At 63.0% G+C, this 23036-nt stretch carries 25 protein-coding genes; 14 read left to right on the forward strand and 11 right to left on the reverse strand.

Annotated features, from left to right (window positions below):
* Nucleotides 1–72: 72 nt before the first annotated feature.
* On the forward strand, nt 73–792 hold the full coding sequence (gene sfsA, locus ACD578_RS12635; protein WP_404293489.1) for a DNA/RNA nuclease SfsA: 720 nt from the start codon (nt 73–75) through the stop codon (nt 790–792).
* Nucleotides 793–992: 200 nt separating this feature from the next.
* Here sfsA and ACD578_RS12640 read toward each other — a convergent pair whose 3' ends face one another.
* Nucleotides 993–1820 carry an FkbM family methyltransferase gene (locus ACD578_RS12640; RefSeq protein WP_404293492.1) on the reverse strand — a complete coding sequence of 276 codons (828 nt, stop codon included), beginning with the start codon at nt 1818–1820 and terminating at the stop codon, nt 993–995.
* Nucleotides 1821–1963: 143 nt separating this feature from the next.
* On the opposite strand from ACD578_RS12640, the gene map reads away from it, so the two are divergent.
* The 3 genes from map to ACD578_RS12655 all read left to right on the forward strand — a co-directional run bounded on the left by map (nt 1964) and on the right by ACD578_RS12655 (nt 4477).
* Complete coding sequence (map, locus tag ACD578_RS12645; RefSeq protein WP_404293494.1) at nt 1964–2785, forward strand: type I methionyl aminopeptidase; 822 nt, start codon at nt 1964–1966, stop codon at nt 2783–2785.
* A gap of 93 nt (nt 2786–2878) precedes the next feature.
* Nucleotides 2879–3565, forward strand: coding sequence for a DNA repair protein RadC (gene radC / locus ACD578_RS12650; protein ID WP_404293497.1), 687 nt, complete (start codon nt 2879–2881; stop codon nt 3563–3565).
* Between the two features lie 450 nt (nt 3566–4015).
* Nucleotides 4016–4477 carry a PRC-barrel domain-containing protein gene (locus ACD578_RS12655; protein WP_404293500.1) on the forward strand — a complete coding sequence of 154 codons (462 nt, stop codon included), beginning with the start codon at nt 4016–4018 and terminating at the stop codon, nt 4475–4477.
* Between the two features lie 79 nt (nt 4478–4556).
* On the opposite strand, the gene ACD578_RS12660 is transcribed toward ACD578_RS12655, so the two are convergent.
* Nucleotides 4557–5153 (reverse strand): exopolysaccharide biosynthesis protein, encoded by a 597-nt coding sequence (locus tag ACD578_RS12660; protein WP_404293502.1) that lies wholly within the window; start codon nt 5151–5153, stop codon nt 4557–4559.
* Between the two features lie 84 nt (nt 5154–5237).
* Nucleotides 5238–5507: an usg protein gene (locus tag ACD578_RS12665; RefSeq protein ID WP_152712761.1), complete on the reverse strand. Its 270-nt coding sequence runs from the start codon at nt 5505–5507 to the stop codon at nt 5238–5240.
* Nucleotides 5508–5849: 342 nt separating this feature from the next.
* Here ACD578_RS12665 and ACD578_RS12670 point away from each other — a divergent pair, with 342 nt between their 5' ends.
* The gene (locus ACD578_RS12670; RefSeq protein ID WP_404293505.1) at nt 5850–6698 is read left to right on the forward strand and encodes a methionyl-tRNA formyltransferase; all 849 of its coding nucleotides are present in this window, start codon (nt 5850–5852) and stop codon (nt 6696–6698) included.
* Nucleotides 6699–6887: 189 nt separating this feature from the next.
* On the opposite strand, the gene ACD578_RS12675 is transcribed toward ACD578_RS12670, so the two are convergent.
* Together ACD578_RS12675 and ACD578_RS12680 are read right to left on the reverse strand one after the other, a co-directional pair.
* The gene (locus tag ACD578_RS12675) at nt 6888–9152 is read right to left on the reverse strand and encodes a PAS domain S-box protein (protein ID WP_404293508.1); all 2265 of its coding nucleotides are present in this window, start codon (nt 9150–9152) and stop codon (nt 6888–6890) included.
* A gap of 824 nt (nt 9153–9976) precedes the next feature.
* Nucleotides 9977–10504: a flavin reductase gene (locus ACD578_RS12680; RefSeq protein ID WP_404293510.1), complete on the reverse strand. Its 528-nt coding sequence runs from the start codon at nt 10502–10504 to the stop codon at nt 9977–9979.
* A 302-nt stretch (nt 10505–10806) separates the two neighbouring features.
* On the opposite strand from ACD578_RS12680, the gene ACD578_RS12685 reads away from it, so the two are divergent.
* The 7 genes from ACD578_RS12685 to ACD578_RS12715 all read left to right on the forward strand — a co-directional run bounded on the left by ACD578_RS12685 (nt 10807) and on the right by ACD578_RS12715 (nt 17023).
* Nucleotides 10807–11727: a branched-chain amino acid ABC transporter permease gene (locus ACD578_RS12685; protein WP_404293513.1), complete on the forward strand. Its 921-nt coding sequence runs from the start codon at nt 10807–10809 to the stop codon at nt 11725–11727.
* A gap of 12 nt (nt 11728–11739) precedes the next feature.
* Nucleotides 11740–13152, forward strand: a complete 1413-nt coding sequence (gene livM / locus ACD578_RS12690; RefSeq protein WP_274597177.1) for a high-affinity branched-chain amino acid ABC transporter permease LivM — start codon at nt 11740–11742, stop codon at nt 13150–13152.
* Nucleotides 13152–13994 (forward strand): ABC transporter ATP-binding protein, encoded by an 843-nt coding sequence (locus ACD578_RS12695; RefSeq protein ID WP_404293517.1) that lies wholly within the window; start codon nt 13152–13154, stop codon nt 13992–13994. The genes livM and ACD578_RS12695 overlap by 1 nt, the downstream gene beginning before the upstream one ends.
* A complete protein-coding gene (locus tag ACD578_RS12700; protein ID WP_404293519.1) occupies nt 13991–14767 on the forward strand; it encodes an ABC transporter ATP-binding protein in 777 nt (258 codons plus the stop codon). The genes ACD578_RS12695 and ACD578_RS12700 overlap by 4 nt, the downstream gene beginning before the upstream one ends.
* Nucleotides 14767–15129: a DUF6867 family protein gene (locus tag ACD578_RS12705; RefSeq protein ID WP_152712754.1), complete on the forward strand. Its 363-nt coding sequence runs from the start codon at nt 14767–14769 to the stop codon at nt 15127–15129. The genes ACD578_RS12700 and ACD578_RS12705 overlap by 1 nt, the downstream gene beginning before the upstream one ends.
* A 127-nt stretch (nt 15130–15256) precedes the next feature.
* Nucleotides 15257–16384, forward strand: coding sequence for a branched-chain amino acid ABC transporter substrate-binding protein (locus ACD578_RS12710; RefSeq protein ID WP_162866282.1), 1128 nt, complete (start codon nt 15257–15259; stop codon nt 16382–16384).
* Between the two features lie 252 nt (nt 16385–16636).
* On the forward strand, nt 16637–17023 hold the full coding sequence (locus tag ACD578_RS12715) for an ACT domain-containing protein (protein WP_404293523.1): 387 nt from the start codon (nt 16637–16639) through the stop codon (nt 17021–17023).
* Here the strand turns inward: ACD578_RS12715 and ACD578_RS12720 are convergent, their stop codons facing one another.
* Entirely contained in the window at nt 17024–17491 is a 468-nt protein-coding gene (locus ACD578_RS12720; RefSeq protein ID WP_404293526.1) for a DUF1203 domain-containing protein, read from the reverse strand.
* Between the two features lie 71 nt (nt 17492–17562).
* Complete coding sequence (locus ACD578_RS12725; protein WP_404293529.1) at nt 17563–18291, reverse strand: cytochrome c biogenesis CcdA family protein; 729 nt, start codon at nt 18289–18291, stop codon at nt 17563–17565.
* A gap of 96 nt (nt 18292–18387) precedes the next feature.
* Between ACD578_RS12725 and ACD578_RS12730 the strand changes: the two genes are divergently transcribed.
* The gene (locus ACD578_RS12730) at nt 18388–19389 is read left to right on the forward strand and encodes a P1 family peptidase (protein WP_404293532.1); all 1002 of its coding nucleotides are present in this window, start codon (nt 18388–18390) and stop codon (nt 19387–19389) included.
* On the opposite strand, the gene ACD578_RS12735 is transcribed toward ACD578_RS12730, so the two are convergent.
* On the reverse strand, nt 19386–20627 hold the full coding sequence (locus tag ACD578_RS12735) for an NAD(P)/FAD-dependent oxidoreductase (RefSeq protein WP_404293534.1): 1242 nt from the start codon (nt 20625–20627) through the stop codon (nt 19386–19388). The genes ACD578_RS12730 and ACD578_RS12735 overlap by 4 nt on opposite strands.
* Before the next feature lie 218 nt (nt 20628–20845).
* Here ACD578_RS12735 and rpe point away from each other — a divergent pair, with 218 nt between their 5' ends.
* On the forward strand, nt 20846–21517 hold the full coding sequence (rpe, locus tag ACD578_RS12740) for a ribulose-phosphate 3-epimerase (RefSeq protein WP_404293823.1): 672 nt from the start codon (nt 20846–20848) through the stop codon (nt 21515–21517).
* A gap of 15 nt (nt 21518–21532) precedes the next feature.
* Here the strand turns inward: rpe and ACD578_RS12745 are convergent, their stop codons facing one another.
* From ACD578_RS12745 to ACD578_RS12755, 3 genes are read right to left on the reverse strand one after another with little or no spacing between them, the layout of a single operon-like run.
* Nucleotides 21533–22159 (reverse strand): TetR/AcrR family transcriptional regulator, encoded by a 627-nt coding sequence (locus tag ACD578_RS12745; protein WP_404293536.1) that lies wholly within the window; start codon nt 22157–22159, stop codon nt 21533–21535.
* Nucleotides 22156–22779, reverse strand: a complete 624-nt coding sequence (locus ACD578_RS12750; RefSeq protein WP_404293539.1) for a hypothetical protein — start codon at nt 22777–22779, stop codon at nt 22156–22158. Before ACD578_RS12750 ends, ACD578_RS12745 begins: the two co-directional genes overlap by 4 nt.
* A 38-nt stretch (nt 22780–22817) precedes the next feature.
* Nucleotides 22818–22997 (reverse strand): hypothetical protein, encoded by a 180-nt coding sequence (locus tag ACD578_RS12755; RefSeq protein ID WP_404293541.1) that lies wholly within the window; start codon nt 22995–22997, stop codon nt 22818–22820.
* Between the last annotated feature and the right edge of the window lie 39 nt (nt 22998–23036).

Genomic DNA, 23036 nt, shown 5'->3' on the forward strand with positions numbered 1-23036 from the left:
AAGCGAGGGTTCAGTTGAACCCCCGCCTTCTCCTCTGATACGACGATTTTTTCGTTCAGGCGTTGGAATTTGATGCGTTTTCAGGAAACCCTGCTCGAGGGCCGTCTCATCGAGCGTTACAAGCGATTTCTGGCGGATGTCGAGCTCGATACGGGCGAGGTGGTCACGGCCCATTGCGCCAATCCCGGAGCCATGATGGGCCTGAAGGAACCCGGCAGCCGGGTCTTTCTCTCCCGGGCGACGAATCCGAACCGCAAGCTCAAATACAATTGGGAATTCGTGGAGGTCGCGGCCGGCGGCGGTCCCCGGCAGCTCATCGGCATCAACACCTCCCGTCCTAATCTCCTGGTCGCCGAAGCCCTGCGGGAGGGGCGTCTCGCTCCTTTCGCGGATTACGAGCGCGTCAGGCCGGAAGTGAAGTACGGCAGGAACAGCCGGGTCGATTTCCTGCTCGAAAAAGACGGCGAGCCGCCCTGCTACCTGGAGGTGAAGAACTGTCACATGATGCGCGAGGCGGGCTTTGCCGAGTTCCCGGATTGCGTCGCGGCCCGCAGCGCCAAGCACCTCTACGAGCTGGCCGACATGGTGGCCGTGGGTGCGAGAGCCGCCCTCGTCTATGTCATCCAGATGGATGCGAACCGTTTCGACGTAGCCCGCGACATCGACCCCGCCTACGACAAGGCCTTCCGACACGCTTTGGCGGCCGGTGTCGAATCCTATGCCTATGTCTGCCGCATTACGACGGAGGAAGTGGCGATCGACCGCCCGGTCGAGATCGTGACCCCGCGATAGAACGACTCAACAGCTGGCTCAAAACCACCACCCTCACCCTGAGAGGCTGGCTCGTCATGCACTTCCCCCGTCATGGCCGGCCTCGTGCCGGCCATCTCGACTAAGAAAAGCGCTGCGCTTCAAGCCATTGGGATCACCGGCACAAGGCCGGTGATGACGACAGGATGAGAACCCGGCGAGTGCCGATTTGGGTCGGACTTTCAGCCCCGCTCGAAGGCCAGATTCATCTTGGTCTCGAGGATCTGCCGGTAGCCCTTGCTCTTCAGGAGTTTCACCACGTCGATCTGCCAGCGTTCCGGGACGTTGGCGACGACGAAGAGCGAGGGGTAGAGCGAGGCAGGCGCATCCCGGAAGAACGGGTCGAGCACCAGGTCTTCGGCCCCTTCCACGTCGAGCTTGATCGCGTCGACGCGGGTCAGGCCCTCTCGGCTCAGGAGTTCCAGCATGGTCACGGCCGGGACGCGGATCGCGTCCGTCTGGCTCGAATTCACGATCTTCAGGCTCGCCTCGCCCCGGTTGAGGGGATCGAGGAACAGAGTGAGTTCGCCGGTCTTGTCCGCCACCGCGCAGTCCACGGCCTTGATGGTGCAGGAGGGGTTCTGGCGGATGTTGTAGATCAGGCGGTCGAAGATCTCCGGCTGCGGCTCCACGGCCAGGATCCGCGTCGGAACGGCTCCCGCTTCCCGCGCGACCGAGAGGGCATACCAGCCGACATTCGAGCCGACATCGATGAAGGTGAAGCCGTCCGCGATCCGTGAGCTCAGGATCCTGATCTCATCGGTGTCGAAATACTGGGGCGTGAACAGGATGCGCCGCTCGCAGACGTTCTTATAGGGGTAGAGCCGCATGCGGACGCCGAAGGTCTCCAGGTCGAGCGGCAGCCCCTTCAGGCTCTTCATCGCCAGGCGGCGCAGCATTAGGGCCAGCCGGCGGCCCGCCCATCCCTCGGGCAGCCCGCGCGTGCGGTCGATCACCCAGCGGGCGAGTCCTGAAGGCGCAAAATCGCCGAAAGGGCGAGAATCGTTCATTAAGCGGGAATCCACAGCCGTCGAATGGATGAACAGGGTTGCTCATGACACCCTCGGACGCCAATCGCAAGCGGGGCATAAGGTCTTTGCTTGCGTCGCGCGCAGCGATCCTTACATTCCGGGCATCAGATCAAGGATCGAAAATGACTGAAACCGAGATTGTCGAGCGCAAGCGTGCCGCCGAGATCCCGCTCCACGGGCCGGAGGCCTTCGAGGCCATGCGCCGGGTGTGCCGCCTGACGGCCGAGTGCCTCGACATGCTGACCGATTACGTGAAGCCCGGCGTCACGACCGAATTCCTGGACAGGCTCGCCTTCGATTTCATCCGCGACCATGGCGCCTACCCGGCCTGCCTGCACTATCGCGGCTACACGAAGACGATCTGCACCTCGATCAACCACGTGGTCTGCCACGGGATCCCCAACGACAAGCCCCTGCGTGACGGGGACATCATGAATATCGACGTGACCCTGATCCTCGACGGGTGGCACGGGGATTCGAGCCGGATGTACTATGTGGGCGAGGTGTCGCGCCGGGCGCAGCGGCTCTGCGAGATCACCTATGAGTGCCTCCTGCGCGGCATCGCGGCGGTCAAGCCTGGCGCGACCACCAACGATATCGGGGCAGCCATCCAATCCTATGCCGAGGCCGAGCGGTGCTCGGTGGTGCGGGATTTCTGCGGCCATGGCCTGGGCCGTGTGTTCCACGATTCGCCGACGATCCTCCACTATGTGGAGCCGGCGTATAACGTGGAGTTGAAGCCCGGCATGCTTTTCACCATCGAGCCGATGATCAATCTGGGCCGGCCTCAGGTGAAAGTGCTCTCCGACGGCTGGACCGCCGTGACCCGCGACCGCTCCCTCTCGGCTCAGTTCGAGCACACGGTCGGCGTGACGGAGAGCGGTGTCGAGGTCCTTACCTTCTCGCCGAAGGGTCTGGACAAGCCCCCTTACGCTGCAGCTTGACACTAGCCTGCTGCATCGCTTCAAGCCTACAAAGTAACATCGATGCTCCAGGGGCTGTCCCGGAGCATCGCTTGGCAACAGCGACGGGCGGGCATGAGCGGCGACGAGACTCCCCATTATCACGGCCATCGCGACCGGCTGCGCGCCCGCTTCATGGAGGTGGGCGGCGATGCGCTGCCGGATTACGAACTGCTGGAACTCGTCCTCTTCCGCTCCATCCCGCGCCGGGACGTGAAGCCCATCGCCAAGGAACTCATGAAGCGTTTCGGCACCTTCGCCGAGGTGCTGGCGGCCTCCCCCGCCCGGCTCATGGAGGTAGAGGGCATCGGCGAGAGCGTGGTCACCGATCTGAAGATCATGGAAGCCTCCGCCCGCCGGCTTGCCAGGGGCGAAGTGGCGAAACGGCCGGTTCTGTCCTCCTGGACCTCCGTGATCGACTATTGCCGGGCCGCCATGGCCTTCATGGACAAGGAGCAGTTTCGGCTGCTCTTCCTCGACAAACGCAACGCGCTCATCGCCGACGAGGTGCAGCAATCGGGGACGGTCGATCACACGCCGGTCTATCCGCGCGAGGTGATCAAGCGGGCCCTCGAGCTCTCGGCGTCAGCGCTGATCCTGGTCCACAACCACCCCTCCGGCGACCCGACGCCATCCTCCGCCGACGTCAAGATGACCCGCGAGATCATCGACATCGCGAAGCCCCTGGGGATCACCGTCCACGACCACATCATCGTCGGTCGCGAAGGCCACGCCAGCCTGAAGGGCCTGAGGCTGATCTGAAGCCAATTGAGGGACGGCAGCCGCATCAGTGCCTACCGGCTGCCCGGTCTTGAAGAAGCGTCTCTCCAGAGGAGAGACGCTGGATTCACCGAAAGCAGTTCGGGACTAGCCTTGCGATCTTATCGGCAGCAGCCCGCACCTTGCTGGGTAGAGCCCCAGGAGAAGGCAAAGGCGCCCTCAGACAAGGCAACCGACGCTGCAGCAAGCGCGACAGTCAATCCAGCAATCCGCAGAAAATTGCTCATCCGGACTTTCCTCTAAGAGACCAGCACAAGCTGGCTTACTTGTTATATAGTTACTTTGAAGCATTGCAAGTGCGCCTCATACATCGTTGGCCGTGAGGGCCACGCGAGCCTAAAAAGCCTGCGGTCCATCTGAGCTTGGCTTGAGAACCAAGCCATCTCGGTTGCGTTACGCTTCTACCGAAAACGCAATTGGGAGATTGAACCTATGAGGAAGACTTTGATCACGGCCGGCCTGCTCGGCTCCGCTCTGCTGACCTCTGCCGCCATGGCCCAGACCTCGCCCGCTCCTCAGCCGAGCGCCCCAGCCTCGGGTTCATCCGAGTTCATCACCCGGCTGAGCCCCGGCTCCATGCTCGTTTCCGACCTGATGGATCAGGACATTCTCGGGGCGGACAACAAGGACATCGGCGATGTCGAGGATGTCGTGCTCGACCGCAACGGCCGCGTTGTGGCCCTGGTCGTCGAGATCGATGAAGGCCTCGGTGACCGCACGGTGGCCCTGCCGCTGAGCGCCTTCCAGATGAATGCCGCCGATGCTTCGACCACCGGGTCCGTCCAGACCGGAACCCCATCGGCCGCCCGGAACGACGACGACATGCGCATCGTCCTGACCACACCCCTGGACCAACTCAAGTCTGCGCCCGAGTTCGACGACGACAACGATTGAGACTTCGTCGGGAAACGTCCCACCACTGTCATTCCGGGGCGCGCCTCTGGCGCGAGCCCGGGATGACGGTCGCGGCTTTTTAGATCAGCGTCTCGATCCCGGTGAAAATCGCGTAGACGAAGCCGAGGCTCAAGGTGAGGCCGATGGAGCCCAGGATCAGGCCCCCGACGACCACCAGGCCATCGCGCTCGACAAGGCCCAAGCCGACGAGACACACGGCGAGGCCTAAAGGAATCTGCCCCACGAAAGGCGGCGCGAAGAGGAGCCCCAGAGACAGAACCAGGATGACCGCGCCCATGAGACGCATGGTCAGCGGCGTGTCGAGAAAGGTCATGCGCGGGCGGGAAAAGCGCTCCAGCCGGCGGAAGACCGGGATCGCGCGTCCGACAGCCCGCTCCACATCGGTACGGGCGACCGAGCGGTTCAGGAGTTGACGCGGCAACCAAGGCGCGTCCCGGCCGAAGATGATCTGGATGGCGACGAGCGCCAGGAGCAGACCGCAGACCAGCGGGATCGGCGGCGGCATGGGAAGACAATTCGGCAGGCCCAGGAGGACGATCAGGAGGGCGAAGGCCCGATCCTGGAGCACCGCCATGATCTCACGCACGGTCAGGCGCTCGCCTGGCTGGGAGGCAAGAGCGAGCAGAATTTGAGAAGTGCGCGCGTTGGAAAACAAGGAGCCCTGGCAGGTTCGGGGATGCTCAGGGCGCCTCTCTACCTGACTTAAGGTCCGGGGCCAAGGCTCCGGGGTCAAAGCGCCTCAGTGAATGTTGATTTCTCCCTCGATGGCCCGGAACTCCGCGGGCTTGATCAGTTGCGCATGGGTGATCGTAACCGAGTGCAAGGGGCCGGCGAGCTCGCGTTTCCAGAAATCGAGAAAGTCTATGAGGACGGGAAAGCGGGGAGCCAGATCGTATTCCTGCCAGATATAGGTCTGCAGGAAGGTTGGGTGGTCCGGCATGCGGTACAGAATCTTGGCGGTCGTCAGCCCGTAGCCTTCCATCTGGCGGATGAAGTCCTTGGATACCATGCGAACTCCTTCTCTCAAGCTCCAGCGAGCCCTTCCGACAGGTGTCCGCCCCAAGGGCACAGGCGGTTTCCTGCCCTATGCTCAAGGCTAAATCTTGAGTGCATACTGAAGTTCCTGCAAGTCGACGGACTTGCACATCCACGCGATCTTGCGTTGATTGCAGAGCATCGGACCTGAAAGTGGATTTGCACTTTCAGGATCGATCCGACGCTCCTCCTCTTGGCTGGTGCATCGTTGATGCGGGAAACCGGGTCCACTTTTCGCTGACGCGGCCCCCTGGGTCCGCACGATGCGCTAGAAGCGAGCCTGAACGCAAATACCGGACGAGGGAGATCACCGGGAATGCGCTTTGCCTTCGCCGGAATCGATTTTCTCGGAGATGTTTTCGAGACGCTGATCGCCAAGGGCTGGGAGCCGGTCAAACTCTTCAGCCGCCCTTGCGACAGTGTCTACGATTTCAACGACATGACGGTCGCCCGCGCCCGCGCCTTGAGGCTGCCGATCCAGATGTCGCGGATCCTTCCCGCCGATCTGGCCGGCCTGAAAGCCATGGGTTGCGAGGCCCTGGTGGTGGCAGGCTATCCCTGGCTGATCACTCGCTGGGAGCGGCATTTGCCCTATGCCATCAACTTCCACCCATCCCCGCTCCCGATAGGACGGGGGCCCTACCCGCTCTTCCAGGCCATCCTGGACCGCTTTCCCGAATGGGGCATGACGGCCCATGTGCTCGAGCCCGCCTTCGACACGGGCGCCATTGTGGCCCAGAAGCGGTTCTCCCTAAGCGGCGCGGAGACGCACGATACTCTGCTCGCCAAGTGCCAGATCGCTGCCAAGGAGATTTCTCTGCAGCTGGCCGATGATCTTCCCCGGCTCTGGGCCGAAGCGAGACCCCAGGGTCTCGGAACCTACTGGCCCCGGATCACGCAGGCGCAGCGGACCGTCGACTGGACGGGAGGCATCCGGGACGTCCTGGGCACCGTCCGCGCCTTCGGCTCCATCGAAGCCTTCGCCCAAATCGATTCCCGTTATGTCTACGTGTGGGAAGCCACCGGCTGGGAGGAGCAGCACCGCTACCGACCGGGGACCCTCGTCCACAAGCACCGCAAGCACATGGTCGTCGCCGTGCGCGACGGCTTCATCCAGGTCACGGGCTGGAGTCCCTATGCACCGGGACCGGCGAGAGGAAAGTAGCGTCCTCACTCGAGGGGAAGCTGCTCCGGAGTTAACGTCGACGTTTCACGATCCTCCAGGCCTGCCGAAGGATGAGGAGATTTCTGATAAGCTTGAACATTGAGATGTCCTTGAAGAATGGTTCTTGTCTTTCAAGGACGGTGCCACCTCGAAGGTTCCAGGCCTGTCCGTATCGAGCTCTCCTCCATTTTATGCCAGCGGAGCATCCACGGTGCAGACGATGCCGGTGGGGCGAAACTCGATGCGCGCGATCCCATTGAGGTCCTGGGACAGGCTCCGTTCGATCAGCCGGGAGCCGAAGCCCCGGCGGTTTGGGGCCCGAACGGGCGGGCCCCCGCTCTCCTCCCACCGCAAGTGAATGCGGGGCTTGGGCAGGGCCGGCTCGACATCCCAGGTGATCCTGATCTCCCCTGTGGCATTCGCCAATGCGCCGTACTTCACAGCGTTGGTAGCGAGCTCCTGAAGTGCCATGGCCAAGGCCAGAGCCATGCGGGGTGACAAGCGGATCTCGGGTCCGCTCACATGAAAGCGGTTCTCATCTCGACTCGTGTATGGGGCGATGGCTTGGCCGACGATATCCTTGAGCTCGGCTCCCTCCCAGCTTTCTCTCGTCAGCACATCATGAGCGCGGGCAAGGGCGATCAGGCGCCCCTCGAGAGCCTCCTTCGCATCCCGCATGGTCGGAGCATTGCGTAAGGTCTGCGAGGCGATGGACTGGACGGTGGCCAGGGTGTTCTTCACCCGATGATTCAGCTCGTGGATCAGAAGGGTGCGCTGCTCTTCCGCCTGCTTCCGGTCGGTGATGTCGCGCTGGATCCCCCAGAGCCGCTTCAGCTGACCGTCCTCGACGATGCCGGCCATGCTGTTGTCGAAGTGCTTGCGGTTTCCCGAGGCGTCCTGCTCGACCGACTCGACGCCGGCCACGCTGTAGCTGGAGAGGATGACCTCGGCAAGGTATGCCCTCGCCTCAGGATTCGACGAAGGCAATGAAAATTCCAACGTCTTGCCGATCAGGTCCTCGGCCCGCGCGAGACCGTACATTTCGGCCATGGCATCATTGCATTCCACGAAGCGCCCGTTGCGGTAGGCAAGCTCGACCTGCTCCTCGACCGGCAGGGACGTGTCGAGGGGAGGATCGAACTCCAAAAGCCAAATGCCTTCGGTGCTGTGCGCGATGAACGAACGATAGCGCTGTTCACTCTCCCGTAAGGCCGCTTGGGCGTCCTTTTCGGCGGTTATGTCCCATTGAGCGCCGAGCGAACGCACGAAGCGTCCTCCGGAATCGCGGATGAGCTTGGTCCGCGCGGTGATCCAACGCATCTCACCGGTATCGGCGCGAAAGATTCGAAATTCATAATCGAGCTGACGACGAGTTGGATCGGCGACGGCGGCCCGCGTTTCCGCCTCGATCCACGGCCGGTCCTCCGGATGAACGAGAGCAATCCAGTCCTCGTAGGAGAAGAAGCCGGAGAGGTTTTCGGGGAGCCCGTATAATTCCAGGTACTCCGGCGATGCGACGGCCTTCCTGGTTCTTCGGTCGAATTCGAAGCTGCCGATCCTTGCAGCCTCCTGCACCTGCCTGAGCCGCTCCTCGCTTTCACGGCGGGCGTCCTCGGCCAACTTTCGCTCGGTGATGTCATCGAACAGGATCGCGACGCACCGCCGCTCTGGGTCGCCGATCCGGTAAGCGACGACGTCGTACCAGCGTCCCAGCGAAGAAGCCTTATGGTCGAAACGAGCCGACTCGCCGGTCAGCGCGACCCGGCCGTAGATGTCGAACCAGTGACGCTCGTGCTCGGGATGGAGGGAGCGCATGCTTTTGCCAGCCGCATCCCGCAGCCCTGTCTGCTCCTCGAAGACCGGATTGACCTCGACGAACACATAATCGACCGGGCGGTTCTGTTCGTCGAAGACCAGTTCAATAATGCAGAAACCCTGATCGAGCGCCTCGAAGAGGGCGCGATAGCGTGTTCCGGTCTCGTGAAGCGCAGCATCCCTGCTCTCTCGCAGGGCATCTTGGGTAAGTATTTTGTCCGTTGATTCAGTCGCAGCGCAATAAAAGCCGGCAATGCTGCCAGCTTCATCCCGGACCGGCGTCCAGGAGAAGCTGAACCAACTCATGGGCCGGCCCGAACGGCCCGCCAGGGCCACCAGGCGGTCGATGAAATATTGCGCCTCTCCTGCCATCGTCGCTGCGACGATGGGACGGTACTCGTCCCAGATTTCCGGCCACACCTCCAGATAGGGCTTTCCAAGCGCCTCCGGGTGTTTGGTTCCAAGGATCGGAACATAGCTGTCGTTGTAAAGCGACGTCAGCTCAGGCCCCCAGGCAATGTAGACCGGCTGCTGCGAGGCCAGCATGAGATCGACCATGGTCCTCAGGCTCTGCGGCCAGGTCTGGATCGGCCCCAGCGATGTCGCGGCCCAGTCATGGGAACGAATGCGCTCTCCCATCTCGCCGCCGATCGAAGGCCAATGGGATGCTCCTCGAGCCTGCGAGGCCTTATCTTCCTTAAGTCCCGAAGTCCGAGGGGATGTCCCTTTCAAGGCGATGTCGTTCATCGGACGAGCGCTCGACGACAAGTGCCTGCAGCTTCGATGGCTTGGCAGAAGCAAGTTCCTTGGCAGGAGCAAGTCCGATGACGGGTATTTGATGCCAGGACAGGGATGGATCTGTTCGGGCTTGCGGACATCTCCTGCCTCTTGGCTCGACGGACTGCGTCAGGTGTAACCTGAAGACATAAGGCCAATGGACAAGCGATCAAGAGATCGCCGGATTACCCGCAAACGGGACTCGTTCCCGCCCAAGCTTGTATGCTGATACAAGGTTTCGAGCGTGCTTTCAGGCCAAGTGTTCGCCGCATGATTGGGAACCAAATTTTCGTTGCGGCATTACTTCCTTACGAAGGCCAATGCCCCCAGGTCTTCGAGACCCTCAAAGCCCTTCACTGTCCCCTGTGAAGGGCTTTTTCTTTATCCAGCCCGGAAATCCGCGGCCGCGCTGAAACTTCCCTAACCCTTTCGGGTTAGCCCAATGGAGGTATTGTTCACCTACAGTCCTTCGAAAAACTTTGGGCCCCTTCGCTATCCCTCGGCAAGGCTGGGCCCTTACTTTTGGCCGAACATGTCCGACGGACATGTTCGGCCAAGCTGAAACCCTACCCCGCCTCGATCATTGCCCCCCTGAAGGCTATCCTGTTGGCCTTCGGGACCGGGAGGCCTCCTCATTTGTCGGCAACGGCGGGTGAGGAGGCCTTTCAGCTTTCTGTCCACAGATTTCAGAGCTTGTGGTAGTGCCGTCCTTGATAGATCAGGGTCGGCTTCATCTCGCCGAGCCGGATGCGAACGATCTCGCCGATGATGACATGGTGGGTTGCGACGACCCGGGCATCGCTGATGCGGCAATCGAAGGCGACGAGGCTCGTCGTCAGGGCGGGCGAGCCCGTCTCCAGCTTTTCCCATTGACCGATGGTAAAGCGCTCCTGCCCCTGGAGGCTGGAACGTCCCGCGAAGACGTCCGCAAGAGCCAGATCCGCGGCACTCAACGTATTCACGCAGAAAACCCGGTTGGCCAGAAGCGCCTGCGCCGACCGTGAGGCCGTGTTGATGCAGACCAGGAGCGAGGCCGGGCTGTCCGTCACGGGCGTAACCGCCGTGGCCGTAAAGCCTGCGCGTCCGGCCGATCCATCGGTTGTGACCACATGAACGGCTGCCGCCGCGCGGCTCATGCCCTCCCGAAAGAGAACGGCATCGGGGCCGGTGGCGCCTGTGGCGGCTGAATTGGGAGTGGCTTGAGACTTCAACATCGTGATCCGGGACAAGCCTCTTCCACTCTTTCAGGCAGAGCACAAGGCTGTTCAAACCCATATGGTCCCTGGCCTTATCCTTTGGAAGCGGTAGGCAGAACCGGCCTTGCACAGTATTGCATCAGCCCTTGCCGCTTATTCCATCATAAGAGGTAATAGGAAACTTAACAGAAAGTTGTCGAACGGAAATCCGTTTGCTAGAGACACCAGCATCTTACGTCAGGCTTGGCGTTGCTCAGGCATCGTGCTTTCCTGCAGTGTTTCCCAAGAATGACCCCGTTCCAGAGGGGCAAGGGTAGGACATGGAAATCTTTGTGCAGCAGCTCATCAATGGGCTGACTCTAGGGTCGATCTACGGCCTCATCGCCATCGGCTATACGATGGTCTTCGGCATCATCGGCATGGTGAACTTCGCCCACGGCGACGTCTTCATGCTCTCCGCCTTCATCTCGCTCATCTTCTTCCTGATCCTGACCACATGGCTCGGGATCTCGTCCGTCGCGGTGGCGCTGCTGATCGTGCTCGTCATTGCGATGGTGCTCACCTCCCTGTGGGGCTGGGCCATCGAGCGCATCGCCTACCGGCCCCTGCGTGGCTCGTTCCGCCTGGCGCCGCTGATCTCGGCCATCGGCGTCTCGATCTTCCTGTCCAACTTCGTCCAGGTGGCGCAAGGAGCGCGCAACAAGCCGACCCCGCCGATGGTCCAGGACGTGATCGTCCTGTTCCAGGGCGAAAGCGGCTACAACGTCGCCCTCTCCTACAAGCAGGTCATCATCATGGTCGTCACCGCGGTGCTGCTGACGATCTTCTGGTATCTCGTCCAGAAGACCTCCCTTGGCCGCGCCCAGCGCGCCTGCGAGCAGGACCGCAAGATGGCAGCCCTCCTCGGCATCAACGTGGACCGGACGATCTCGCTGACCTTCGTCATCGGCGCCGCCCTCGCGTCGGTCGCCGGCACCATGTATCTGCTGTATTATGGCGTGGTGAGCTTCAACGACGGCTTCGTGCCGGGCGTGAAAGCCTTCACGGCAGCGGTTCTGGGCGGCATCGGCTCGCTCCCGGGCGCCGTCCTGGGCGGGCTGATCATCGGCCTGATCGAGGTCTTCTGGTCGGCCTACTTCTCGATTGAGTACAAGGATGTGGCCGCGTTCTCGATCCTCGCCATCGTCCTGATCTTCATGCCCTCCGGTATCCTCGGACGGCCTGAGGTCGAGAAGGTTTAAGGAGCCACGAACATGAATGCTCCTTCCATCACCACCGCGGGCCAGACCCAGGCCGTGACGCGGAACTTCGACCTGGGCGCCGCCCTCAAGGACGCCTTCAAGACGGCCCTGATCATGCTGGGTCTGTCCATCCCGATCCTGGCCTACAAAACGGATCAGTCCGGCGCCGATCTCTTCCTCACGCCTCGCTGGGGTCTGGTGGCGATCATCTGCGCGATCGTCTTCGGCCTGCGCCTCGTGCTTCATGCCTTTACGGCATCGCGGGCCTACCGCCAGGCGACGCCCAGCGCCCATCAGGCGACGGAGCCGGTCCATGGGGAGCCGAGCGCCTTCCAGCACGTGTCGCGTTTCGCCATTCCCTTCTTCCTCGGCGTGGCGCTCGCCTTCCCGTTCCTGATCTATCTGATCCAGGGCGGACTGAACGAGTCGCGCTACTGGGTCGATCTGGGCATCCTGATCCTCACCTATGTGATGCTCGGATGGGGCCTCAACATCGTGGTCGGCCTCGCCGGCCTGCTCGATCTGGGCTACGTGGCCTTCTACGCGGTCGGGGCCTATTCGTACGCCCTGCTGTCGACCACCTTCGGCCTGTCGTTCTGGATCTGCTTGCCCCTCGCCGGCATCCTCGCAGCCTTCTGGGGCATGATCCTGGGCTTCCCCGTGCTGCGCCTGCGCGGCGACTATCTCGCCATCGTGACCCTCGCCTTCGGCGAGATCGTCCGCCTCGTTCTCATCAACTGGGTGGACCTGACCAACGGCGGCGCCGGCATTTCCTCGATCCCGCGCGCGACCTTCTTCGGCATCCCGTTCACGGCGGGCGAAGGCGGTTTCGCGGCGACCTTCGGGCTCGAGTTCAATGGCATGCACAGGATGATTTTCCTGTACTATCTCATTTTGTTCCTGGCGCTCCTGACCAACTTCGTCACCATGCGGCTGCGCAAGCTGCCCGTGGGCCGTGCCTGGGAAGCCCTGCGCGAGGACGAGATCGCCTGCCGCTCGCTCGGGATCAACACCACGAACACCAAGCTGACGGCCTTCGCCATCGGCGCCATGTTCGGCGGCTTTGCCGGCTCCTTCTTCGCGGTCCGCCAGGGCTTCGTCTCGCCGGAGAGCTTCAACTTCCTGGAATCGGCGATCATCCTGGCCATCGTGGTGCTCGGCGGCATGGGCTCGCAGATCGGCGTTGCCATTGCGGCCATCGTGCTGGTCGGCGGCCCCGAGGTCCTGCGCAACCTGACCTTCCTGCAGGCCGTCTTCGGATCCGGCTTCGATCCGAACGAGTATCGCCTGCTGCTCTTCGGCGCCGGCATGGTGGCGATGATGGTGTGGCGTCCACGCGGCCTGATCTCGGAACGTGAACCCTCGGTGATCTTGAAAGAGCGCAAGGCCATCTCCGGCTCGCTCGTGAAGGAAGGACACGGCTAATGCGCTGGCTGCAGGATCCCATCCTCGACGTACAGCATCTCACGATGCGCTTCGGCGGCCTCGTCGCCGTCAACGACCTCTCCTTCCAGGCCGGGCGCGGCGACATCACCGCCCTCATCGGCCCGAACGGTGCGGGCAAGACCACGGTCTTCAACTGCATCACCGGCTTCTACAAGCCGACCGAGGGCATGGTCGCCCTTCGCAAGCCCGACGGCTCGCACCTGCTCCTGGAGCGGCTGCCGGGATACGACATCAACTGGAAGGGCAAGGTCGCCCGCACCTTCCAGAACATCCGTCTGTTCTCCGGCATGACGGTGCTCGAGAACCTGCTGGTGGCCCAGCACAACCCGCTGATGATCGCCTCCGGCTTCACCTTCCTCGGCGTTCTCGGCATCGGTGGCTACCGCAAGGCTGAGAAGGAGGCCATCGAGAAGGCCAAGTTCTGGCTGGAGAAAGCCCGGCTGATCCACCGGGCCGACGACCCGGCCGGCGACCTGCCCTACGGCGACCAGCGCCGCCTGGAGATCGCCCGCGCCATGTGCACGGACCCGCTGCTGCTCTGCCTCGACGAGCCGGCGGCGGGCCTCAACCCACGCGAGTCGCACGAGCTCAACGAACTCCTCCTGTCGATCCGCCGGGATCAGGGGACCTCGATCCTGCTGATCGAGCACGACATGTCGGTCGTGATGCAGATCTCGGATCACGTGGTGGTGCTCGACTACGGCATCAAGATCTCGGACGGCTCGCCCTCCGATGTCAGGAACGACCCCAAGGTCATCGCCGCCTATCTCGGCGTGGCCGACGATGAGATCGAAAAGGTCGAAGCGGAGATTGGCGCATGAGCACCGCTGGAGCAAATATCGCGATGCAGAGCCCTCAAGCCTCCACCGCCCGCCAGCCGCTTCTCAGCGTGCGCGGCGTGAAGACCTATTACGGCAACATCATCGCCCTGAAAGGGGTGGACATGGATGTCAATGAAGGCGAGATCGTCACGTTGATCGGCGCCAACGGGGCCGGCAAGTCCACGCTGATGATGACGATCTTTGGCAGCCCGCGCGCTCGCGAGGGCACGATCACCTACGCCGGGAAGGACATCACCAAGATGCCGACCCACGAGATCGCCCGCCTGTCGATCGCCCAGTCTCCCGAAGGCCGACGCATCTTCCCGCGCATGACGGTGTTCGAGAACCTGCAGATGGGCGCGTCCATGAATGGACTGGCCCATTTCGACCAGGATCTCGAGCGGGTCTGCACCCTGTTCCCGCGCCTGAAGGAGCGCCTGCAGCAGCGCGGTGGCACCCTCTCGGGCGGCGAACAGCAGATGCTGGCCATCGCCCGCGCGCTCATGAGCCGCCCGAAGCTCCTCCTTCTGGACGAGCCATCCCTCGGTCTCGCGCCCCTGATCGTGAAGCAGATCTTCCAGATCATCAAAGAGCTGAACGAGCAGGACGGCATGACCGTCTTCCTGGTGGAGCAGAACGCCTACCATGCCCTCAGGCTGGCCCATCGCGGCTACGTGATGGTGACGGGCAACATCACCATGAGCGGCTCCGGCAAGGAACTGCTCGAAGATCCTCAGGTCCGAGCGGCCTATCTCGAAGGGGGGCATCACTGATGCAGGGCATCCTCTACGAAGAGCCGTCGGTCTGGCTCTTTCTCCTCATCACCGTGTTCATGGGCGGCTGGGCCGCCTGGATGACAGGTCGGGCCATCGCCCTCACCTGGCGCCCCTTCTGGACCCTGATCCTCTACCTGTTCATCCTGGGCGCAGCGGTACGCTTCATCCACTTCGCTCTGTTCGGGGGAACGCTGGTGTCGATCCATTATTATGCCGTCGACACCATCGTGCTGCTGATCATCGGGGCGCTCGGTTTCCAGTACCGCCGCGCCCGCATGATGACCGCCCAATATCGCTGGCTCTACGAGCGGACCGGACCGTTTTCCTGGCGGGAAAAGGCGTCTGCTACCAAGGGCTAAGCCAAAAAGATTCCCAGGTGACATCCGCTTAAAAACAAGCATGATGTTCCGCGGAAGGCGGGGTCCCCCCGCCAAACCGGCCCCACAAGGAAGAGGGGCCTATAAAACCACCCAGAGGAGTGACCTCATGAAAAAAATGCTGTTGACCGGCGTGGCGCTTGGTCTTGGCCTCGCCTTCTCCAGCGCTGCCAGCGCCCAGATCAAAATCGGCGTTGCTGGCCCCGTTACCGGCCCGAACGCGGCTTTCGGCGCCCAGCTGAAGAACGGCGTCGAGCAGGCCGTCGAAGACATCAACGCAGCTGGCGGCATCAATGGCCAGAAGCTGCAGATCGTCGTCGGCGACGATGTATCCGACCCCAAGCAGGGCGTGTCGGTGGCGAACAAGTTCGCCGCTGAAGGCGTGAAGTTCGTCGTCGGCCACTTCAACTCCGGCGTCTCGATCCCGGCCTCGCAGGTCTATGAAGAAGCTGGCATCGTCCAGGTCACCCCGGCCTCGACCAACCCGCAATTTACCGAGCGCGGCATGTGGAACACGTTCCGCACCTGCGGTCGCGACGACCAGCAGGGCCTTGTTGCCGGCGGCTATCTCGCCGACAAGTTCAAGGGCAAGAAGGTTGCCGTCGTTCACGACAAGACCCCTTACGGAAAGGGCCTTGCCGACGAGACCCAGAAGGCCATGAACGCAAAGGGCCTGAAGGAAGTCGTCTATGAAGGCGTGAACCCGGGCGAGAAGGATTATTCCGCTCTCGTCTCGAAGCTGAAGCAGGCCGGCGTCGATGTCGTCTACTTCGGCGGCCTCCACACGGAAGCCGGCCTCATCATCCGCCAGATGCGCGACCAGGGCCTCAACGCCCCGCTCATGTCGGGTGACGGCATCGTGTCGGCCGAGTTCGTCTCGATCGCCGGCCCGGGCGCCGAAGGCACCCTCATGACCTTCTCGCCGGATCCGCGCAAGAACCCGAACGCGAAGGACGCCGTGGCCAAGTTCAAGGCCAAGAACTACGAGCCGGAAGCCTACACGCTCTACTCCTATGCTGCGACGCAGATCCTGGCCGAGGCAGCAAAGCAGGCCGGCAGCACGGACGGCAAGAAGGTTTCCGACGCCATGAAGTCGGGCAAGCCCTTCAAGACCGTCATCGGCGACATCTCCTTCGACAAGAAGGGCGACATCACCCGTCCGGACTACATCATGTACGTCTGGAAGAAGGGCGCCGACGGCAAGATCGATTACTCCGGCAACGAACTCGCCATGTAATCGACGGCCACAGGCCAACGATCCGAAACCCGCCCTGGCAACAGGGCGGGTTTTCTCATGGTGTATCGCTCGAGATCCGGCCAAGAATAGGAAACCGGGGGCTTCCCGGCCCAACTCGGACGTCATGGCCGGGCCTGTCCCGGCCATCCCGATTCGGAAACGCGCTGTGCTTTCCTTAAGCGAGATCACCGGCACAAGGCCGGTGATGACAAAGGATGTGAGTTTCCAGCCAGCCTCAGGAATGTCTTGACCATGCCCGCTCTCAGTTTGTCCCTGCTCGAAGCATCCTATGCGGTCTGCCGCTTCCCGGCAGGCACATCCGTCGCGGCTCCGCCGCCGTCCCCCTTCGCGCTTCTGGTCCAGGCGGCCGAGGAAACGACCCTCGTCTGTCCGCTCGATCAGGCCCCGCCCGAGGCCGAGATCGATGCAGGCTGGCGCTGCTTTCGGATCGAGCAGAGCTTCGATTTCAGCGTTCCAGGCATCCTGGCCTCCGTCCTCGCTCCTCTGGCCGGAGCCGGCATCGGCATCTTCGCCACCTCGACCTTCAGCACCGATTACGTGCTGGTGAAGACGGCAGATACGGAGAAGGCTGTCGCGGCTCTTGAGGACGCGGGACATTCGTTCCGAAACGAGAATTGATCAGGCCCGCTCGATCCGGGCCGCGAAGCAGCCGCGCCGGGCGAAATGGGCATCGATATGCGCCACCTGGGGATTGACGAAGAACCGCTCGATCATCTGCAGAACGTCCCCACCCTCGGCCACCTCGGCATCGACGATGAAGGCATTGGCATCGTAGGCGCGCAGGGATAGAAGCCGGTCCCGCAGCATCGGCGGCAATTCCCCCCGATACGCCCCCGTCTTCGCGGACCGGCTGACGAAGATCGGCCCCGTTGCGCGATAGGGTGAGGTCGAGGTCGTCTGATGGGCGTGGTTGAGCAGCAGAAGCTCCTCCCCGACTGAGACCCGCGTCAGCGACACCCGGCAGGGATAGGCATCGGCCTCATCGGCATAGACCCGGTGGGCGCCGATGGCCGCAAGGTCGGCATCGTTCAGTTGGAACAGCGGTGCAAACGGCTCGGCCTCGAGGCCGCGGACTTGGAAGGGCATGAGCGATCTCCGTGTGAGACCAACAGGATGACCGACAACGCGCCTTCGAGCGACCCGATTCCTGTGCCGACTTATCCAAGCAGGCCGAGCGCCGGAAACGTCTCGAGCAGCCAGAACGACATGTTGGTGATCCAGCCGGTGAGAAACGCGATGCCGGTGAGGACAAGAAGGACGCCCATGACCTTCTCGACCATGGCGAAGCGCGAGCGCATGCGCTTCAGGAGCGCCACGAAGGGCTTCATGGCGAAGGCCGCCACCAGGAAGGGAATGCCGAGGCCAGCCGAATAGGCGGCGAGCAGCAAGGCTCCGTGGGAGACGCTGTCCTCGGAGCCCGCCACGGTCAGGATCGCCGCCAGGACCGGACCGATGCAGGGCGTCCAGCCGAAGGCGAAGGCGAGGCCCATGACATAAGCGCCCCAGAGACCCACCGGCCTGGCGACATTGAAACGGGCCTCGCGGTAGAACAGCCCGATGCGGAACAGCCCGAGGAAATGCAGGCCCATCACGATGATGGCGATGCCCGCCACCGTGCTCAGCACATCGAGATATTGCCGGATGACTTGGCCCAGAGCCGAGGCGGTCGCGCCCAGCAGCACGAAGACGGTCGAGAAGCCCGCCACGAACAGCAGCGCCGCCAGGACAGCGCGCTGGCGGACGGCGCGGTCATCGCCCGCGCTCAGGCGGTCGAAGGTGGTGCCAGCCAGGAAGGACAGGTAAGGCGGCACCAGCGGCAGGACGCAGGGACTTAGGAAGCTGATGAGGCCGCCGAGCGCCGCGGCCGGATAAGAAACATTGAGCATGAAAGCCTTCTATCCTTTCACGTCCGCTTGAGAAAGGCGGTGAAAGGCCGGTTCTCCAGCTTGTGAAGACCACGAATTTTCGGTTTGCTTCACCCCATGACACAGCGCCGCAATCTCATCACCGACGTCGCCGGCCTTCGCGTCGGCAATGCCCACGATACCGCTCTCGGCTCCGGCGTCACCGTCGCTCTCTTCGACGAGCCGGCGGTCACCTCCGTCTTTGCCATGGGCGGGGCGCCGGCCACCCGCGAGACCGACCTGCTCGACCCGGACAAGATGGTGCCCTCCATTCATGGCGTCGTCCTCTCCGGCGGCTCCGCCTTCGGCCTCGATGCGTCGAGCGGCGTCCAGGCCTATCTGCGGGAACAGGGGATCGGCTTTGCCGTCAGGGAGGCGCTCGTCCCTCTGGTCTCGCAGGCGTCCATCTTCGATCTCATCAACGGCGGCAACAAGGATTGGGGCCGCTATCCGCCTTACCGGGAGCTCGGGTACGAGGCCGCTCAGCGAGCTGGCTTGGACTTCGACCTCGGATCGGTCGGCGGCGGATACGGCGCCACGACGGCGAACCTGAAGGGCGGCCTGGGCTCGACCAGTGCCGTGACCTCCTCCGGTCACGCGGTCGGCGCGCTCGTCGTGGTGAACAGCGTGGCCCCGGCAATTATCGGGGATGGCCCGCATTTCCTGGCGGGTGGCCTTGAGGAAGGTGACGAGTTCGGCGGCCACGGGCTTCCCGCCCGGATCACGCCCGAAATGCGCAAGCTCGTCTGGAAGGGCGGCCCCCAGCCCGCCACCACCATCGCGCTCATCGCGACCGATGCCGTTCTGACGAAGGCTCAGGCGAAGCGCCTTGCCATCGCGGCCCATGCAGGTCTCGCGCGGGCCTTGCGCTTCTCCCACGCGCTCTTCGACGGCGACACGATCTTCGCCGCCGCCACGGGCTGCAAGCCACTCCGGGACGAAGCGGCGGAGTTCACGGAACTCACCGCATTGGCAGCCGACTGCCTCACCCGCGCCATTGCGCGCGGCGTCTACGAGGCAACGGCCCTGCCCTATCCGGGCGCGCAGCCGGCCTGGGGGGACCGGTTCCCGCGCGCTTAAAACCGCTCTGCCCGATAGGGCTTCGGATCGACGACCGGCGTCTCGCCCGTGATCATTTCGGCCAAAAGCCGTCCGGTTACCGGGCCGAGGGTCAGGCCGTGATGGGCGTGGCCGAAGCCGAACCAGAGGTTCTTGTGCCGGGGGGCCTTGCCGATGATCGGCATCATGTCCGGCGTGCAGGGACGCATGCCCATCCACGGCTCCGGATCGACCCGCTCGCCGAGCGGGAAGAACTCCCGCGCGATCGGCTCGGCACGCTGCAGCTGGACCGGGGTCTTCGGCGCGTCGCGGTTGGCGAATTCCGCGCCGGTCGTGAGGCGGATGCCCTTCGACATGGGCGCCAGGAAATAGCCCCGGTCGAAATCCAGCGTCGGCCGGTTGAGCACCGCATTGCCCGCCGACTTGTAGTGCATGTGGTAGCCGCGCTTGACGGCAAGTGGCAGGTCATATCCGAGTTTTGTCGTGATCACATCTGCCCAGGCACCCAGAGCGATGACGACGGCTCCGGCCTCGACCGGTCCCTTCTCCGTCTGGACGCGCCAGCCGGTTGCCGTTTCCTCGAGCGTCCTGGCATCGCCGGATGCCAGTTCGCCGCCAAGGCGCTCGAACAGGCCGACATAACCCATGGTCAGCATGTGAGGATCGGAGACCGAGGCAGGATCGGTCCAATGGATACCGCCCTTCGTCTCCACCTTGAGGTGCGGCTCGCGCTCGGCGACGGCCCTGGTATCGAGCGCATCGAAGTTGACGCCGAAATCGCGCTTCACATCTTCCGCGTCCTTGAACTGCTCATCGCGGCTCTTCTCGTCGCGGAACACCTTCATCCAGCCGGTCGGGCGGATCAGGTGCGTGGAGCCGGATTCCTCCGCCAGCGCCATATGCTCGGTGACGCTGCGCTCGATGAGAGGCGCATACATCCGCGCGATCGCCTTGTGCTGGGCGGGACGCGAGTGCATCCAGTACTGCCACAGGAAGGGGGCGAGCTTCGGAATCGCCGCCCAATGATAATGAGCATCGATGGTGTTGTTCAGGGCGTAGCGCAGCAGGGCGCCGAAATCGTGCGGGAAGCCGTAAGGATAGACGCCTTCGCGCTGGATCAGGCCCGCATTGCCGAAGGAGGTCTCCTCGCCGGGCTTGCGCTTGTCGACCAGCAGGACCGACCGTCCACGTTTCTGCAGATGCACGGCAATCGACACGCCGACGATGCCGGCCCCAAGAACAACCACATCCTTACGCATGAAAGCTCAGCCCCGTTCAAAGTCGCTTCCGATCAAGGATAGCGAGCTCGTATCCTTTGTGACGAGGCCATCTTTACTCCCGTTGGATCGAGGCCGTCCATGGATTTCCTGTCACGGAACGGCCTCTCCCCAGCCAAGTGGTCTTAGATTGGTTGATGACAGCCGTCGTGGCGCAATGCCCCGTTGCGGCCGGAAAAGGCTCGTGCTACCGGCGCGGCATGACACGCCCCCTTCTCATCGCCCCCTCCATCCTCGCCTCCGACTTCTCCAAGCTCGGTGAGGAAATCCGCGCCATCGACGCTGCCGGTGCGGACTGGATTCATATCGACGTGATGGACGGGCATTTCGTGCCGAACATCACCATCGGCCCCGATGTGGTGAAGGCGCTGCGTCCTCATACGTCCAAGCCCTTTGACGTTCACCTGATGATCGCGCCGGTCGATCCCTATCTCGAGGCTTTCGCCAAGGCGGGCGCGGACATCATCAGCATCCACGCCGAGGCGGGACCGCACCTGCATCGCTCGCTTCAGACCATCCGAAAGCTCGGCAAGAAGGCCGGCATCGTCCTCAATCCCGGAACTCATGAAGGCTCGATCGAGCCTGTGATCGACGACGTCGACCTGATCCTTTTGATGACGGTCAACCCCGGTTTCGGCGGGCAGGCTTTCATCCCCTCCGTCTGCACCAAGCTGCGCCGGATCAAGGAGATGGTCGGCGACCGGAACATCGATATCGAGATCGACGGCGGCGTGACCGCCGAGACCGCTCCGCTGGTGGCCGAAGCCGGGGCCAATGTGCTCGTCGCCGGTTCCGCCACATTCAAGGGCGGCCCCTCGGCCTATGCGGCCAACATGGCGGCCGTTCGCGAGGCGGCGGCAAAGGCGCGTTGAGACCGACTGGCGTTTTCAGGACCTCACTCCGGCCAGACCGGATGCGAGAAGGCGGGTGAGGAAATCGGCCAGACGTTCGACGAAGCTGTCGTCGACCTTCAGGTTATGCGGTGGACGGGTGAGATATTCGTAATCCCGAACGAAAATAAAGCCCTGGTGGAGGAGCCACAGGCTCGCCACCGCCACTTCTTCGGCACTGGCGCTCTCCCCCAGGAACCGACGCACGAGCCGCTCCGCAGACGTGACCAGCGACGCGTTCTCCGCCATGGCCAAGTCCTGGAAGATGTCCGTCCGCTGCAGGATCTCCCAGTTCAGGATCTTGATGTAGCGGGCCAGGACGCTGCGTTTCAGGAGCGGCAGAAGCATCTGCCGCACGAAGAGCCGCAACGCCTCCGTAGGCTCTAGCGAATCCAGCCTTTCGGCGTCCAAGACGTCGGATTCCTTCAAGGCCGCAAAGGCCATGCGCAGCACTTCCCGGTAAAGGCCTTCCTTGCCGCCGAAATGGTAGTTGATCGCGGCCTGGTTCGCGTGGGCCCTGCGGGTGATATCGCGGACCGAGCCGCCCTCGTATCCCTTCTCGGCGAACACGACGGCGGCGGCCTCGACCAGAGCCTCCCTGGTTCGCTCGGAGGCGCGGCTCATTTCAGTACGAGATCGGCCAGGGTTCCGCCCCAGGACGTCACTGTCGTAAGGATCCGCCCAGGCGATGGGACAAGGTTCGGCAGCGAGACGCCCAGAAGCTGTAACGACTGCTGCTCGGGGACTTCCGCTAAGGGCACGGTGGCCTGCGCGACTTCGACGGCTTGATCGACGGCAGGGCGAACCGGAGGAAGGATACCGGTGACCGGAAGACGGCTGCACTCGTCGGCGCACGCGGAGGCAACGACCTGCCGCGACTTCGGCTGAGCCGGCGTGTCGGATTTCAGATCGGCCGTCGCAACGGACCACTCGCGTGCGATCGGCGGCGAGAAGGCGAGGGTCTCGTTCGGCCCGAAGACGGCTGCGAATTCGTCGACGCTCGCGACCCGGGAGCGGAAGCCATCGGCAACGAAATTCGCCTGCAGGAGGTTCGCCACGAGGTGCGGCTCGGCGTGTGACAGTTCCTGAGGTGCAACGGCCACTTCATCCGTTCTGTTGCCCAGATAGGTGTTCGTGATCGCCGCGACACAGACCGTCGCGGCTATGGAGACCGTGATCTGCAGGACGAGCTTTTCGCCGATCTCGGCAACCTTGCCAATGACTCTCTTGAAGGCGGCACGCATGCGGGTTCCTCATCAGAAATAAAACGCACGTATGATTTTCAAACAGGCGTTTGAGGCAAAATCAAGACAAGTTCAAGCTTGATCTTCGGCCCGAAGACGCGCAGGGCTTGGACGCTTTCGATGTGGGAATGCGCTTGAATTCGAGACGTGCATCCAATAGCGATCAGGCCAAGATCGTCAGCCTCGATCCGACCGTTCAGGCCAACCCGGTTGCTCATGCCTCTCCAAGGCAAGTTGGAAGAGTGCGGCGCCCGCAG

The organism is Microvirga sp. RSM25, assembly GCF_044784385.1.
Taxonomy (GTDB): Bacteria; Pseudomonadota; Alphaproteobacteria; order Rhizobiales; family Beijerinckiaceae; genus Microvirga; species Microvirga tunisiensis.

What these genes read in the sequence shown, in the direction of transcription:
- ACD578_RS12745 (WP_404293536.1), bottom strand. Translation starts at nt 22,159, where the DNA reads ATGAGCCGCGCCTCCGAGCGAACCAGGGAGGCTCTGGTCGAGGCCGCC.
- livM (WP_274597177.1), top strand. Translation starts at nt 11,740, where the DNA reads ATGAATGCTCCTTCCATCACCACCGCGGGCCAGACCCAGGCCGTGACG.
- ACD578_RS12665 (WP_152712761.1), bottom strand. Translation starts at nt 5,507, where the DNA reads ATGGTATCCAAGGACTTCATCCGCCAGATGGAAGGCTACGGGCTGACG.
- ACD578_RS12725 (WP_404293529.1), bottom strand. Translation starts at nt 18,291, where the DNA reads ATGCTCAATGTTTCTTATCCGGCCGCGGCGCTCGGCGGCCTCATCAGC.
- ACD578_RS12705 (WP_152712754.1), top strand. Translation starts at nt 14,767, where the DNA reads ATGCAGGGCATCCTCTACGAAGAGCCGTCGGTCTGGCTCTTTCTCCTC.
- radC (WP_404293497.1), top strand. Translation starts at nt 2,879, where the DNA reads ATGAGCGGCGACGAGACTCCCCATTATCACGGCCATCGCGACCGGCTG.
- ACD578_RS12640 (WP_404293492.1), bottom strand. Translation starts at nt 1,820, where the DNA reads ATGAACGATTCTCGCCCTTTCGGCGATTTTGCGCCTTCAGGACTCGCC.
- ACD578_RS12685 (WP_404293513.1), top strand. Translation starts at nt 10,807, where the DNA reads ATGGAAATCTTTGTGCAGCAGCTCATCAATGGGCTGACTCTAGGGTCG.
- sfsA (WP_404293489.1), top strand. Translation starts at nt 73, where the DNA reads ATGCGTTTTCAGGAAACCCTGCTCGAGGGCCGTCTCATCGAGCGTTAC.
- map (WP_404293494.1), top strand. Translation starts at nt 1,964, where the DNA reads ATGACTGAAACCGAGATTGTCGAGCGCAAGCGTGCCGCCGAGATCCCG.
- ACD578_RS12720 (WP_404293526.1), bottom strand. Translation starts at nt 17,491, where the DNA reads ATGCCCTTCCAAGTCCGCGGCCTCGAGGCCGAGCCGTTTGCACCGCTG.
- ACD578_RS12750 (WP_404293539.1), bottom strand. Translation starts at nt 22,779, where the DNA reads ATGCGTGCCGCCTTCAAGAGAGTCATTGGCAAGGTTGCCGAGATCGGC.
- ACD578_RS12670 (WP_404293505.1), top strand. Translation starts at nt 5,850, where the DNA reads ATGCGCTTTGCCTTCGCCGGAATCGATTTTCTCGGAGATGTTTTCGAG.
- ACD578_RS12655 (WP_404293500.1), top strand. Translation starts at nt 4,016, where the DNA reads ATGAGGAAGACTTTGATCACGGCCGGCCTGCTCGGCTCCGCTCTGCTG.
- ACD578_RS12695 (WP_404293517.1), top strand. Translation starts at nt 13,152, where the DNA reads ATGCGCTGGCTGCAGGATCCCATCCTCGACGTACAGCATCTCACGATG.
- ACD578_RS12715 (WP_404293523.1), top strand. Translation starts at nt 16,637, where the DNA reads ATGCCCGCTCTCAGTTTGTCCCTGCTCGAAGCATCCTATGCGGTCTGC.
- ACD578_RS12675 (WP_404293508.1), bottom strand. Translation starts at nt 9,152, where the DNA reads ATGGGAGAGCGCATTCGTTCCCATGACTGGGCCGCGACATCGCTGGGG.
- ACD578_RS12730 (WP_404293532.1), top strand. Translation starts at nt 18,388, where the DNA reads ATGACACAGCGCCGCAATCTCATCACCGACGTCGCCGGCCTTCGCGTC.
- ACD578_RS12700 (WP_404293519.1), top strand. Translation starts at nt 13,991, where the DNA reads ATGAGCACCGCTGGAGCAAATATCGCGATGCAGAGCCCTCAAGCCTCC.
- ACD578_RS12680 (WP_404293510.1), bottom strand. Translation starts at nt 10,504, where the DNA reads ATGTTGAAGTCTCAAGCCACTCCCAATTCAGCCGCCACAGGCGCCACC.
- rpe (WP_404293823.1), top strand. Translation starts at nt 20,846, where the DNA reads ATGACACGCCCCCTTCTCATCGCCCCCTCCATCCTCGCCTCCGACTTC.
- ACD578_RS12755 (WP_404293541.1), bottom strand. Translation starts at nt 22,997, where the DNA reads ATGAGCAACCGGGTTGGCCTGAACGGTCGGATCGAGGCTGACGATCTT.
- ACD578_RS12710 (WP_162866282.1), top strand. Translation starts at nt 15,257, where the DNA reads ATGAAAAAAATGCTGTTGACCGGCGTGGCGCTTGGTCTTGGCCTCGCC.
- ACD578_RS12735 (WP_404293534.1), bottom strand. Translation starts at nt 20,627, where the DNA reads ATGCGTAAGGATGTGGTTGTTCTTGGGGCCGGCATCGTCGGCGTGTCG.